Source organism: Amycolatopsis sp., from assembly GCF_035276945.1.
Lineage (GTDB): Bacteria > Actinomycetota > Actinomycetes > Mycobacteriales > Pseudonocardiaceae > Amycolatopsis_E.
Genome location: NZ_DATELF010000099.1, coordinates 79462 through 92403 on the forward strand (window position 1 = coordinate 79462; position 12942 = coordinate 92403).

Genomic DNA, 12942 nt, shown 5'->3' on the forward strand with positions numbered 1-12942 from the left:
CCCGCGCGTGCGGGGTCAGCCCTCCGCCCGGCGCGCTCGCGGCGGGCGCGGACGGGCGGCGTGCCGTCCCTCGTCCGCGCGCCCCGTGGCGACCCCGGACCGCTTCTCCACCATGTCGCGCAGCTCCTGCTCCCGCTCACTCATCCCGGCGCGCACGTCCGCGCCGAACGAACCGATGGCGCCGGCCAGCTCGCCGACGGCCTCCCCCAGATTCGAGGCTAACCCCGCCGGCGTGGCCTGACGAGCCGTTCGCGTCGCCTTGCGGGACAGCACGACCCCGGCCGCGACCCCGACGCCGAGCCAGAACAGGCGCTTCATGACTTGCCGATCCCCTTCCGGCCGCGGGTGTGCCGGCCTTCGGTGCGCGCCTTGGCCTTGCGCCGCGCCCGGATCGCCTTGCTCACCCCGTAGGAGAAGGCAGCGGTTTTGACCAGCGGGCTGCCCAGGGTCGCGGTGAACACCGAGGACAGCGCGGAGACGTTCCCGGTGACCGCCTGCGCGTTCGCGGTGATCCCGTCGACCCGCTCGAGCTGGGTGTTGACATGGGTGATGGTGTCGTTGGCACCGATCAGCAGCGGGTCGGCGTTCTCGTGCGCCTTGCGGATCGCGATCGTGGCCTCGTCGAGCGTGCGGCCGAGCTTGATCAACGGGATCGCCAGCAGCAGCACGAGCAGCACGAATGCACCTGCGGCGATCAGCGCGGCGATCTGCCCTGCCGACACGGGCCCTCCTTGGGACAGTGGGGGTGAATGCCGGTCAGGCTACCGTGCGCCACCGTTCCCGGCCGGGCGACCCCTGGCGTCCTCGATCAGCTTCGCGCTATCCGCCGGAGCGCGGCTTCCCCCGAACGCCGAAGTAGACCGCGCCCAGGTCGTCGTCGGCGTGCCCGGCCCGCATGGCGGACTCCAGATGCGCCAGCACGGCCCTGGTACCCGCGAGGTCGGCTTTCCGGCCGGCCGCTTCCAGCACCAGTTTCGCGTCCTTCGCCGCATGACGGAGCGCGAAACTCACCGGGAAGTCGCGGGAGATCATCGCGTCGCCCTTGAGATGGGCGTAGGGGACGTCGAGGCTTCCACCCGTGATCACGTCGAGGAACAGCCGCGGGTCGAGGCCGAGCGCTTCGGCGAGACCGATGCTCTCGGCGGTGGCGTTGGTCAGCGCCAGCACCCAGGCGTTGGCGACGAGCTTGAGTTCGCTGCCCGCGCCGGTCGGACCGGCCCAGACGGTGCGCGCGCCGATGGCGTCGAAAACCGGGGCGCACCGCTCCCGCAGTTCCTCGGGCCCGGACGCGAGGACGACCAGTTTGCCCTGTTCGGCGGCCGGTTCAGAGCCGAGCACGGGCGCGTCGACGAACGGCACACCCGCCCTTTCCGCGACCTCGGCGAACCTGGTGGTCCATTCGACGCCGACGGTCGAGGCCTGGATCCATACCGCTTCGCTGCCGAGAATCGCTTCCTTCACGGCATCCGCCGCGGATCCGTCGGCGAGCATGGTGACCACGAGATCGGCGCCGGCGACCGCCCGCTCCGGCGAGCCGGCGACCTCGGCACCTCGTTCGGCCAACGGCCCGGCCTTCTCCCGGGTCCGGTTCCACGCGCGGACCTTCAGCCCGGCGTCGCACAGGTTCGCCGCCATCGGCAGCCCCATGACTCCCGTACCGAGCACGGCCACGGTGCTGTCCGTCATCTTTCGCTCCTCTCGAGGGGGCCTTCCTCGATGATGGGCGCGGTTTTCGTTATCCGCGCGGCGCGGAACCGTCTGCCGGGGGTGGGCAGTGAAAAGCGGCACCGAAAAGCGGAAGGGAGACCGGTGACGGAAACGGGCACGCGGGTACGAGCCGCGCAAACGGGCGACCGGCGCGCGCTCGACGAGCTGATCGCCGAGTTCCTGCCGCTGACCTACAACGTCGTCGGCCGCGCACTCGACGGCCACGCCGACGTGGACGACGTCGTGCAGGAGACCATGCTGCGGGTGGTCCGGGAACTGCCCGCCCTGCGCGATCCCGAACGGTTCCGGTCGTGGCTGGTGACGATCGCGATGCGGCAGGTGCGGGACCGGTGGCGCCGCCGGGAACCGGTCACCGGCCTGACCGACCTCGAGATCGCCGACCCGGGCGCGGACTTCGTCGACCTCACCATCGCGAAACTGGGTCTCGACGGCCAGCGCCGGGAGGTCACCGAGGCGACCAGGTGGCTGGACTCCGGTGACCGGCAGTTGCTGTCGCTGTGGTGGCTCGAAGCGGCCGGAGAGCTGACCCGGGAGGAGCTGGCGGCGGCGCTCGAGCTGACTCCGCAGCATGCCGCGGTGCGGATTCAGCGCATGAAGGCGCAGCTGGAGACGGCTCGCTCGGTCGTGCGCGCCCTGTCCGCCGGCTGCCCGGATCTCGCGGCCGTCGCGGCCCGCTGGGACCGCACGCCGGAGGCGGTGTGGCGCAAGCGCTTCGCGCGGCACACCCGGGAATGCGACTTCTGCCGGCGCTGCTGGGAAAGGCAGATTCCCGCCGAGGCGCTGCTGGCCGGGCTGGCGCTGGTTCCCCTGCCGATCGCCTTCGCTTTGCCCACGCTGGGCGCGGGTCATGCGTTTCTGGGCAAGCTGAGCGGCCTGGTCAGCGGGAAAATCGCCGTCGCCGCGGCCACGACCGCCGCGGTCGCGGTGGGTGGCATCGTGGTGGTCGGCGGCCTGCCCGGCCAGTCCGGCGGCCCGCCGGCGGCCCTCGGCACGCCGGCACCGGTACGGACCACCGCCGCGGCAATCTCGTCGACGTCCGCGAACGCCTCCCCCGCCACGACCACGAAGGCGGGTCCGGTCTACGGCAGCAACGTCGACCAGGCCGATCCGGCGCCGCCGAAGGGCCAGCGGCCCGGTCCGCTCCCGCACCGGCCGGAGGGCACGGTCACCGCGGTGGCGGGCAACTACCTGGATCCGCAGCCCGGGTGGATCGCGGGCAGGTACGTGATGATGCACCGCGGCGAGCACGTGACCCTGCGCGGGCAGGGCTACCTCCAGGTCCGCTACGAGATCGCGTTCTTCAACCGGCCGGGCGGGATGGTGATGCCGACCTGGACCGGCCTGCAGGGCAGGCTGTTCCACGTCGCTTCGGGCGGGTTCCGGCGGATGGACGACGCGAAGCCCGGCGGCCCGGCCGCGAACACCTGGATGGGCGAGCCCGGCAAGGGCTACATCACGCTGCCCGACGGCACGCAGCAGATGTGGCAGAACGAGTTCTTCTACCTCGACGGCGAAGTCACGCTGACCAACAACGAACGCGGCGCCGACTACAACATCACCGCGACCCCGGTCACCTGGGCGCAGGTCACCGCCGACATCACGACCGCGCCCACCCCGGACCCGAAGCAAGGGCGTGTCCGATTTGGACTCGTCCGCGACACCGGCGATGACGGCGCGCCCGTTCCGCAGTACGCGACGCGGCAGCGGCCGACCGATCCCGCCGTGGTACCGGAAGATTCGTCATTGACCTCTAGTTAACTTGAGGTTTCATGCTGGGCCCATGAAGAACACAGCAGTGATCACCGGCGCCTCGCGCGGGCTCGGCCTGGCACTGGCCACCGGGCTCGCGCGGCGCGGCTGGCACGTCGTCGCCGACGGCCGCGACGGCGATCGGCTCGAAAAGGCGTTCGCGGATTTCCCCGTTGTCACCACGATTTCCGGTGACGTGGCCGACCCGGGACACCGGGCGCGGCTCGCCGAGACCACAAAGGACGGTCTGGACCTGCTCGTGAACAACGCGAGCACGCTCGGCCCCAGCCCGCAACCGCGGCTGGCCGGCTACCCGCTGTCCGAACTAGAGCGGGTGTATGCCGTCAACACGTTCGCACCCCTCGCGCTGATCCAGCTTTTGTTGCCCCACCTGCGAAAGAGCCGGGGCAGGGTCATCGACATCTCCTCCGACGCGGCCGTCGAACCCTATGCGGGCTGGGGTGGCTACGGGTCGTCCAAGGCCGCCCTCGACCAGCTGACCGCGATCCTCGCCGCCGAGGAACCGGACGTCCGCGTCTATTCCTGCGATCCGGGTGACATGAACACCGACCTGCACCAGCGGGCCTTCCCCGGCGAGGACATTTCCGACCGGCCGGCGCCGGAAACCGTGGTGCCCGCGCTGCTGCGCCTCATCGAAGAGGACCTGCCGAGCGGGCGGTACCGCGCCGCCGAGGTGGCCCGATGACCATCCAGTTCGCCCTGCCGCCGGACAGCGAGGCGACGAGCCCGCCGGAACGCCGCGGCCTTACCCGCGACGGGGTCCGCCTGCTCGTCGCCGCGCCGGAACGGATCGAACACGGGCATTTCCACGACCTCCCCGAGCACCTGTCGCCCGGTGATCTTGTCGTGGTGAACACGTCGGCCACCCTGCCCGCGGCCGTGGAGGGGGTCCGGCGACCTGCCCCCAGCGGGGGCGCGGGGGCGGTCCCCGTCCATGTCTCCACCCCGCTCGACAACGGCGACTGGGTGGTGGAGATCCGGCTCGCCGACGCGAGCGGGCCGGATCTCAGCATGGCCGTGGGCGAGGAACTCGACCTGCCCGGCGGGGTCCGGCTGCGGCTCCTGGCGCCCTATCCCGATCCTGACGCGGAAGTGTCCCGGTTGTGGCAGGCCAGCCCTGCCCCGCGGGTCGCCGCCGAGGCCTACCTGCCCCGGCACGGCCGGCCGATCGGCTACGGCTACCTCGGCGGCCGTTACCCGCTCGGCGACTACCAGACGGTCTACGCGACCGAACCCGGCAGCGCCGAAATGGCCAGCGCGGGCCGCCCGTTCACGGCCGGCCTGCTGGTCCGCCTGATGGCGCGCGGCGTGACCGTCGCGCCGATCGTCCTCCACGCCGGTGTTTCCAGCCCCGAACTGCACGAACCCCCTACCGCGGAACGGTTCCGCGTGCCCGGCTCGACCGCGCGGCTGGTGAACGCGGTGCGCGACGCCGGACACCGGGTGGTCGCCGTCGGGACCACGGTGGTCCGCGCGCTGGAAAGCGCCGCACGAACAGACGGCGCGGTGGACGAAGCCGCCGGCTGGACGGATCTCGTGGTCGATCCTGGCCATCCAGCCCGCGTCGTGACCGGACTGGTCACCGGTTTGCACGCGCCCGAGGCCAGCCACTTGCTGCTCCTCGAAGCCGTCGCGGGGAGCGAACTCGTCGCTTCCGCCTATGAAGCCGCTGTCGAGCACCGCTACCTCTGGCACGAGTTCGGCGACTCGACCCTCTTCCTCCCCGCATCACAGGCCGTCGAACGCCAGGCTCAGCCGCCGCGAACAGTCCGCCGGAGCCTGGGCACGCGTTCGGAAAGGGTGCGTTCGGCGCCGCGCGAGGTGGGGTGGTAGTAGTCGGTACCGACGAGTTCGTCGGGCGGGTACTGCTGCGGGAGAACCCCCTCGGGGACGTCGTGCGGATAGCGGTAGCCCTGCGCGTTGCCGAGTTTGGCCGCCCCCGCGTAGTGCCCGTCGCGCAGGTGGGGCGGGACCGTGCCGATCCGCCCCGCGCGCACGTCGGCCAAGGCCGCGTCGATGCCCGTGACGATCGCGTTGGACTTCGGCGCGGTGGCCAGGTGCACGGTGGCCTGGGCGAGCGCGAGCCTGCCCTCGGGCATCCCGATGAACTGCACCGCGTGCGCGGCCGCCACCGCCGACTGCAGGGCCGTCGGGTCGGCCATCCCGACGTCCTCGCTGGCGTGTACCACCAGCCGCCGCGCGATGAACCGCGGATCCTCCCCCGCCTCGATCATCCGGGCCAGGTAGTGCAGCGCGGCGTCCACATCGGACCCGCGGATCGACTTGATGAACGCGCTGATCACGTCGTAGTGCTGGTCGCCGTCCCGGTCGTAGCGCACCGCCGCCTTGTCCACAGTGGACTCCACGGTGGCCAGGCCGATCTCGTGCCGCCCGGTGGCCGCAGCGGCGTCGGCGGCCGCCTCCAGCGCGGTCAGCGCCCGGCGCGCGTCACCGCCGGCGAGCCGGACCAGGTGCTCCTCGGCTTCGGCGGTCAGCTCGAACTCTCCGCCGAGGCCCCGCTCGTCGGCGAGCGCGCGCCGGATCAGCTCCCGCACGTCCTCGTCGGTCAGCGGACGCAACTGCAGCACGAGCGACCGCGACAGCAGCGGCGAGACCACCGAGAACGACGGGTTCTCCGTGGTCGCGGCGACCAGCAACACCGTGCGGTCCTCGACCGCGCCCAGCAGCGCGTCCTGCTGGGTCTTGGAAAAGCGGTGCACCTCGTCGATGAACAGGACCGTGTTCTCGGCCTGGTACTGGAGCCTGCGCTGTGCTTGCTGAATGACCGCGCGGACCTCCTTGACCCCGGCCGACAGCGCCGACAGCGCGACGAACCGGCGCCCGGTGGCGGTGGACACCAGGTTCGCCAGCGTCGTCTTGCCCGTGCCGGGCGGGCCGTAGAGCAGGACCGAGGCCGGTGCGGCGCCCTCCACCAGCCTGCGCAGCGGCGCGCCGTCGGCCAGCAGGTGCTGCTGGCCCACGACCTCGTGCAGCGAGCGCGGCCGCATCCGCACGGCCAGCGGCGAACCCGGCGCGACCGTGGGGCCGCCGGGCTCGGGGACATCGTCCGGCGGCACCAGATCAGGGTTCACCGTGAAGAGTTCGTCCTGCACCCTTCCACGGTAATGGCGTCCACCGACATCCTGGTGCGCCGGGCACGCGCCGAGCGGATCATGATCGCCGCCGCGTGGGGCAGCAGGTCACGCCCACGCCGCCACAGCCACGGGATGCCCTTGATCACCAGCCAGGCGACGTGGTCGATGGTGCGGGGCCGGGTTCCGCCCGAACACACCAGGCTCACCGGTTCGCGCAGGATGAAGCCCTCCTCGGCGAGCAGTTCGGTGAGCGCCCTGGCCAGCATGCGGTGGCCCAGTTCCGACGGATGCAGCCGGTCGACGCTCCACGACGAAAGCTCGTAGGCGCCGGCCAGGCTGCCCAGATCCAGGCACGGCATGGCGTGCTGCCGCGCCACACCCTCGATGACCTCGTTGAGTTCGTCGATGCGCGCCTTCAACGCCCGGTAGAGCGGGCCAGGCAGCCGGAAGACCCGGCCGTGGTCGTGAAAGCGGACCGGCACCACGGTCGTGCCCAGCTTGGCGAGGGTCCGCATCACGTGATCGAGATCCCTGGCCATCGCACCGGCATCGAAGTCCGAGCGCAGGGTGTCGTTCATGCCGACGATCACCACCGCCACGTCGGGCCGGTGCACGACCGCCGCCGCCAGCTGGTCGGTAGGCAGGCAGCGCATCCGCGCGCCGGTGAAGGCCGTGTTCAGGTAGCCGTCCGGCTCGACACCCAGTGCCTGCGCCACGAACGGCCCGACACCGCGCCAGCCGCGGCCGGGCACCGGGTCGCCGAGGCCCACGGCCGTGGAATCGCCGAGCACGGCCAGGCGCCGGGCACGGCGGGGAATCGGGTCGGTCAGGGGGATCTGCTCGCTCACCGCGGTCACGTCTAGACCCTCGGGCACGCACACTCACCAGCGGTGATCGCCGGGTAACGACCCGAAGACCGCTAGGAGAAACCTGGGGAACCTCAGTGAAAGGCCGGGTACAGCGGCAGCGCCAGGCCGGGCCCGAACCGCTGGTCGAGGGCCTCGGCGACGTCGCGCGCGTAGGCAGCGAGAGCCTCGTGCCCGGCGCGCGCGGCGTAGCCGCCGAGATCTCGCCACCAGCTGACCAGCGCGGCCGGGCGGTCAGCAGGCCGCACCGTCACGCCCTGCCGGGTGATCACCTCGGTCGCCGTGCCCTTGGCCAGGTTCTCCACCGTGCGGTGTCCGAGGAGCACCAGCTGATGGTCCAGCAGGCTCGCCGTGAGCACCTCGTCGTCGGACAGCGCGGGCCAGATCCCGCGCACCTCGGCGCGCCACGCGGCGACCATGGCCTCGCTCATCCCGGCCGGCAGCGCCATGGGGTCGCCGCACGAGGCGAACGGCACCCGCAGCTGCACGACGTCGAGCAGCGCGTTGCGCACGCGGCCCCGTTCGAAGTCGAGAAACCGGACCCCACCGCTGGTCACCAGGTTGTTGTCCGGGCTGAGGTCCGCCGGGCTGAACGCGCGGTAGGCGGCCGAGTAGGCCCGCTCGAATGCCCGCTGACCGAACCGGCGCACCTCCCCCGGCATGCGCACGCGCAACGACTCCTCGACGAGCCCCGGCAACCGCACGCACGCGGCGGCGAGCACGTCCTTCTCCTTGACCGGACCGCCGAGCCGCCGCAACAGCGCGTCGAAGTCCGCTTCCCGGCCCGCCGTGGTGGCGTGCATCCGGCCCAGCGACCGCGCCCACGACAGCAGCGCGCGCTCGGCCGCCCTGGCGTCTTCACCGCACAGTTTGTCCTGCAACGTGGGGGCACGGCCCAGGTCTTCGACGACGAGGACGCGTTCCCGGCCGTAGTGGCCGAGCAGTTCCGGGCACATCCGGTCCTCCGCCGACAGCGCCGTGAACAGCTGGTAACTGACCGCCTCCTGGGCGAACGGGTCGGCGACGCCGGGCACCGGTGGTGCCGGGTAGTGCTTGATCACCAGGGTGCGGGGCAGCCCGAAAGGTGACGAGGCGATCCTCGCGCGAACCACGGTGGCAGGACCGCTGCCAGGCAGCAGCTCCGGCTCGATCAGCGCGATCGCACTGCCGAAACGGTGCGCGAGCACGGCCTCCCCCGCCGCGACCGCCGCTTCGACGGATTGCCCTTGTCCTCCCGGCCTTCCGGCCGGCGCGTCTGGGACGTCCCCGAACGTGTCCACGGTCATCGTCCTCGACCCTACTAGGGGCACCACCTGGCGACCACTAACGATTCAACGGCCGCTCAGCCACGCAACGGGCGGCCGTGCTCGCCGAGGCGCCTGCTCCGCCGCCGCAGGGCGAGCACGGCGGCCGCCGCGACCACGATGCCGAGCAGGTTGACCACGAGTTGACCGACCGACAGCACGCTGCGGGTCCAGTCCCCGGTGACCGCCGCGACCGCGGCGTACCCCGCCGCGGGCACGGTCGTCACCGAGATGAACACGCCCACCAGCGCCGCCGACTTCGCCGAGGTCATCGCGAGCATGCCGGCCGCGCCGGCGAGCAGCGCGACGATCAGCGAATACCAGCCGACCTGGTAGACGAAGTCGACCGCGCGCCCCCGCCCCAGCGCGTCCACATCGAGCAACCCGACCAGCTCGGAGGCCCACGTGACCACCGCGGTGACCACCATCGCCAGCGGGAACCCGACGGACAGCGCCAGGCTCGCGCGGCGCACCAGGTCCCAGCGGCGGAGCACCAGCCCCACGGCGATGGCGGCGAGCGGACCGAACTCCGGCCCGACCACCATCGCGCCGACGATCGTCACCGGCGAGTCCGTCACCACACCGACCGAGGCCAGCAGGCACGCAATGGTGAGAAACGCCTGGAAGGTGACGTTGAGCCGGGATTCCTCGCCCGTCCGGCCCAGCAGCTCCTGCCAGACGATGGCATCCGCGCCTTCGCCGGGCGCTTCCTCCTCGGCCCGGTCGGCGGCGTCGGACAGCGCGGTGTCGATCGATTCCAGGGTGATGCCACCGGTGTGGTCGAGGTCGAGGCCGCACAGCAGGTCCACGATCTCGTCGGCGGCCTCACGCGCGACGTCCGCCTCGATCAAATCACCGGACGGGGTGACGGCGGCACCCCGGTGAACCAGGACGTGCGCGGTGCCCGGCTGCTTGCCGAGCGTCGCCAGCAGGTCGTCGGACTTCTCCGGCGGGCACACCACCCGCAGGCGCAGCACGGCTCAACCCTCGGCGGGCTTCACCGCCGGTTTCGCGTCCACGCCGGCCTCCCTGCGCTGCTGGGCGGTGATCGGCGCGGGGGCGCCGGTCAGCGGGTCGTAACCGCCGCCGGTCTTCGGGAAGGCGATGACGTCCCGCAACGAATCAGCGCCGGCCAGGAGCATGGTGATGCGGTCCCAGCCGAACGCGATGCCACCGTGCGGCGGCGGACCGTAGGCGAAGGCGTCGAGGAGGAAGCCGAACTTCTCCTGAGCCTCGTCCTCCGACAGGCCCATCACCTCGAAGACGCGCTTCTGCACGTCGGCACGGTGGATACGGATCGAGCCGCCGCCGATCTCGTTGCCGTTGCACACGATGTCGTAGGCGTGGGCCAGCGCGTTGCCCGGGTCGGACTCGAACTTGTCGAGCCATTCGGGGGCCGGGGCGGTGAACGCGTGGTGCACCGCGGTCCACTTGCCGGAGCCGACGGCCACGTCGTCGGTCTCGTCGACCGGCTCGAACAGGGGCGCGTCCACGACCCACACGAACGACCACGCGCTCTCGTCGATCAGGCCCAGCCGGTGCCCGATCTCGACGCGGGCCGCGCCGAGCAGCTGGCGGGCCGCGCCGGGCCTGTCCGCGGCGAAGAACACGCAGTCGCCCGGCTTCGCGCCGACCGCCGCGGCCAGGTTCTCGCGCTCGTGCTCGGCGAGGTTCTTGGCGACCGGCCCGCCGAGGGTGCCGTCCTCGGCGACCGTGACGTAGGCCAAACCCTTCGCACCGCGCTGCCTGGCCCACTCCTGCCAGGCGTCGAACTGCCGCCGCGGCTGGCTTCCGCCGGCGGGCATCACCACGGCACCGACGTAGGGGGCCCGGAACACGCGGAACGGGGTGTCGGCGAAGAACGCGGTGAGGTCGGTGAGTTCGAGCCCGAAGCGCAGGTCCGGCTTGTCGGTGCCGTACCTGGCCATCGCGTCGGCGTAGGTCATCCGCGGGATCGGCCGCGGCACCTCGTAGCCGACCAGCCGCCACAACGCGGCGATGACATCCTCACCGACCGCGATCACGTCGTCCTGGTCGACGAAGCTCATCTCGATGTCAAGCTGGGTGAACTCGGGCTGCCGGTCGGCGCGGAAGTCCTCGTCCCGGTAGCAGCGCGCGATCTGGTAGTACCGCTCGAGGCCGCCGACCATCAGCAGCTGCTTGAACAGCTGCGGCGACTGCGGCAGCGCGTACCACGACCCGGGCCGCAGCCGCGCCGGAACCAGGAAGTCGCGGGCGCCCTCGGGCGTGGAGCGGGTCATCGTCGGGGTCTCGACCTCGATGAAGTCCTGCGTGTGCAGCACCTCGCGGGCCACCCGGTTGGCCTCGCTGCGCAGCCGCATCGCGCGGGCCGGCCCGTTGCGGCGCAGGTCGAGGTAGCGGTGCTTGAGCCGCACCTCCTCGCCCACGTCCACTCGGTCGTCGATCGGGAAGGGCAGCACAGCGGAGGAGGACAGCACCTCGAGCGCCGTCGCGAGCACCTCGATGGCGCCGGTGGCGATCTCCGGGTTCTCGTTGCCCTCCGGCCGTCGCGCGACCTCGCCGGTGACCTGGACGCAGAACTCCGACCGCAGCTGGTGAGCGAGCTCGGCCATCTCGCCCTCGCGGAAGACGACCTGGGCGACCCCGCTGGCGTCCCGCAGATCGATGAAGATCACCCCGCCGTGATCCCGCCGCCGGGCCACCCACCCGGTGAGCGTGACGGTCTGACCGGCATGCTCGGCACGCAGGGTGCCGGCTTTGTGGGTGCGAAGCACGGGGGTCGCTCTCCTCGATTCCTTTGGGAAGTCCATCAGCAGGCGTTTCGCCGACAGCCAAGGCTAACGAACACCAGGGGGGTGAACGCCACCAGGTTTTGCTATCGCATTCCGGAACGAGCTGGAGGAGCTTCAGCTGCGCACCGTCCGGCTCTCCGGTCGCGGCCGGTTGTCCGGCCTCGCGAGGGCTGGACAGGCGCGGGGCTGGTTCGGCGCGGGACCGACCGAAACCGTACCGCCGCAGCAGTGGCCCGACGCGCGCCGCGAGCAGCCGCCGGTACCGGCCGTCGGCGTAGCCGCCCGAGCCATAGAGTTCGCGATACTTCCGGACCAGTTCGGGATGCTCGGCGGCCAGCCACCGGGCGTGCCACTCACGCACGCCGGATGGTCGAGATCACGCCGGGCAAGGTTCCCCACCCGTTGTTTGTCACGGTCGGGTTGTACCCCGACGAAGTGCTGGCCGCGTCGGTTCTGCTGATCAAGCTGCGTGGGTAGCGCGCAGCCGTATCGAATGCCGGTGCCCTCGCGCCCGAGTCGGGCGCGAGGGCACCCAATCGACACGGGCTACCACGCCAGCGCTGACCGCCGGAGGAGACGTCACGTCTCCGCCAAGCGGTGCCGCGCCCAGGCACGAATCCGCCGTGGCCACCCGGATGGCGAGGCAGAACGTGCTCTACGACACCAGCAAGACGATCGAAATCCTGGTCGCCGAGGCGGCGTTGCGGTACTCGGTCGCGCCGCCGGACGTGATGGCCGCCCAACTCGACCGCCTGGCCGCGCTGATCGGGATGCCCTCGATCCGCTTCGGCGTACTTCCGCTGGACCGGGCCATGCCCTACCTGCCCATGCACGGCTACTGGCTGCTCGACGACGTGGCACTGGTCGAGAACATCACCGCCGAAATCCGCATCGAAGACGCCGACGAAGTGGCGATCTAACGCCAGCTCACCGACCGCCTGTGGAAGGTCGCCGCCGAACGCGACGACGCTCGCGCCATCCTCGGCCGGGTGGCCGCCGCGCACCGCTGATGGCTTACGAGTCGGCATACTTGTCGCGGTTGATCACGACAGTGTCCCCGTCCAGGGTCAGCGCCAGCGCCGCGTGCTCGGCCAACACCCGCGCGGTCTTCCGGCCAAGCGGCAAAATCTCGGACTCCTCCCGCGCGTAGATCGTCACCTCGACCACAACGGCCACCATGACCGTGGCCCCGCGACGCAGGTGGTCCACCAGTTCGCGGTGGATGCGCTGGCTCGTCTGCTGTATCGGCCCTGGCCGCGCGCGAGCTAAGCTTGTTGTTTAAGGTGGTTGTTTCGTTGTGGTCGTGGTCGTTGTGTCCGTTTTGGTGGTTTTTCCGACGTGGCATACGGCGGCGCGGGTTGTGTTTGGTGATCCGGGTGGGCGGCCTGGGCCTGGCCGTGAGGGT

General features: G+C 71.4%; 13 protein-coding genes. 4 read left to right on the top strand and 9 right to left on the bottom strand.

What is annotated here, in order from left to right; genetic code table 11:
* Positions 1-15: 15 nt before the first annotated feature.
* The 3 genes from VJT49_RS17215 to VJT49_RS17225 form a co-directional block, all read right to left on the bottom strand.
* Positions 16-318, bottom strand: coding sequence for a hypothetical protein (locus VJT49_RS17215; RefSeq protein WP_324165840.1), 303 nt, complete (start codon positions 316-318; stop codon positions 16-18).
* On the bottom strand, positions 315-722 hold the full coding sequence (locus tag VJT49_RS17220) for a DUF948 domain-containing protein (RefSeq protein WP_324165841.1): 408 nt from the start codon (positions 720-722) through the stop codon (positions 315-317). Before VJT49_RS17220 ends, VJT49_RS17215 begins: the two co-directional genes overlap by 4 nt.
* 97 nt (positions 723-819) lie before the next feature.
* A complete protein-coding gene (locus VJT49_RS17225; protein WP_324165842.1) occupies positions 820-1788 on the bottom strand; it encodes an NAD(P)-dependent oxidoreductase in 969 nt (322 codons plus the stop codon).
* Positions 1789-1809: 21 nt separating this feature from the next.
* On the opposite strand from VJT49_RS17225, the gene VJT49_RS17230 reads away from it, so the two are divergent.
* From VJT49_RS17230 to VJT49_RS17240, 3 genes are read left to right on the top strand one after another with little or no spacing between them, the layout of a single operon-like run.
* Positions 1810-3486, top strand: coding sequence for a sigma-70 family RNA polymerase sigma factor (locus VJT49_RS17230; RefSeq protein ID WP_324165843.1), 1677 nt, complete (start codon positions 1810-1812; stop codon positions 3484-3486).
* Positions 3487-3508: 22 nt separating this feature from the next.
* The gene (locus VJT49_RS17235; RefSeq protein WP_324165844.1) at positions 3509-4183 is read left to right on the top strand and encodes an SDR family oxidoreductase; all 675 of its coding nucleotides are present in this window, start codon (positions 3509-3511) and stop codon (positions 4181-4183) included.
* Positions 4180-5331, top strand: a complete 1152-nt coding sequence (locus VJT49_RS17240) for an S-adenosylmethionine:tRNA ribosyltransferase-isomerase (protein WP_324165845.1) — start codon at positions 4180-4182, stop codon at positions 5329-5331. The genes VJT49_RS17235 and VJT49_RS17240 overlap by 4 nt, the downstream gene beginning before the upstream one ends.
* Here VJT49_RS17240 and VJT49_RS17245 read toward each other — a convergent pair.
* The 5 genes from VJT49_RS17245 to aspS form a co-directional block, all read right to left on the bottom strand.
* Positions 5250-6611 carry a replication-associated recombination protein A gene (locus tag VJT49_RS17245; protein WP_324165846.1) on the bottom strand — a complete coding sequence of 454 codons (1362 nt, stop codon included), beginning with the start codon at positions 6609-6611 and terminating at the stop codon, positions 5250-5252. The two genes, VJT49_RS17240 and VJT49_RS17245, sit on opposite strands and share 82 nt — an antisense overlap.
* A complete protein-coding gene (locus VJT49_RS17250; RefSeq protein WP_414636000.1) occupies positions 6587-7384 on the bottom strand; it encodes an SGNH/GDSL hydrolase family protein in 798 nt (265 codons plus the stop codon). The genes VJT49_RS17245 and VJT49_RS17250 overlap by 25 nt, the downstream gene beginning before the upstream one ends.
* A gap of 149 nt (positions 7385-7533) precedes the next feature.
* Positions 7534-8745, bottom strand: coding sequence for a phosphotransferase (locus tag VJT49_RS17255; protein ID WP_324165848.1), 1212 nt, complete (start codon positions 8743-8745; stop codon positions 7534-7536).
* Positions 8746-8801: 56 nt separating this feature from the next.
* On the bottom strand, positions 8802-9740 hold the full coding sequence (locus tag VJT49_RS17260; protein ID WP_324165849.1) for a DUF389 domain-containing protein: 939 nt from the start codon (positions 9738-9740) through the stop codon (positions 8802-8804).
* A 3-nt stretch (positions 9741-9743) separates the two neighbouring features.
* Positions 9744-11519 (bottom strand): aspartate--tRNA ligase, encoded by a 1776-nt coding sequence (gene aspS / locus VJT49_RS17265; protein WP_324165850.1) that lies wholly within the window; start codon positions 11517-11519, stop codon positions 9744-9746.
* Positions 11520-12097: 578 nt separating this feature from the next.
* Between aspS and VJT49_RS17270 the strand changes: the two genes are divergently transcribed.
* A complete protein-coding gene (locus VJT49_RS17270) occupies positions 12098-12457 on the top strand; it encodes a Scr1 family TA system antitoxin-like transcriptional regulator (RefSeq protein ID WP_324165860.1) in 360 nt (119 codons plus the stop codon).
* A gap of 94 nt (positions 12458-12551) precedes the next feature.
* On the opposite strand, the gene VJT49_RS17275 is transcribed toward VJT49_RS17270, so the two are convergent.
* Positions 12552-12746 carry a hypothetical protein gene (locus VJT49_RS17275; protein ID WP_324165851.1) on the bottom strand — a complete coding sequence of 65 codons (195 nt, stop codon included), beginning with the start codon at positions 12744-12746 and terminating at the stop codon, positions 12552-12554.
* Positions 12747-12942: the final 196 nt, after the last annotated feature.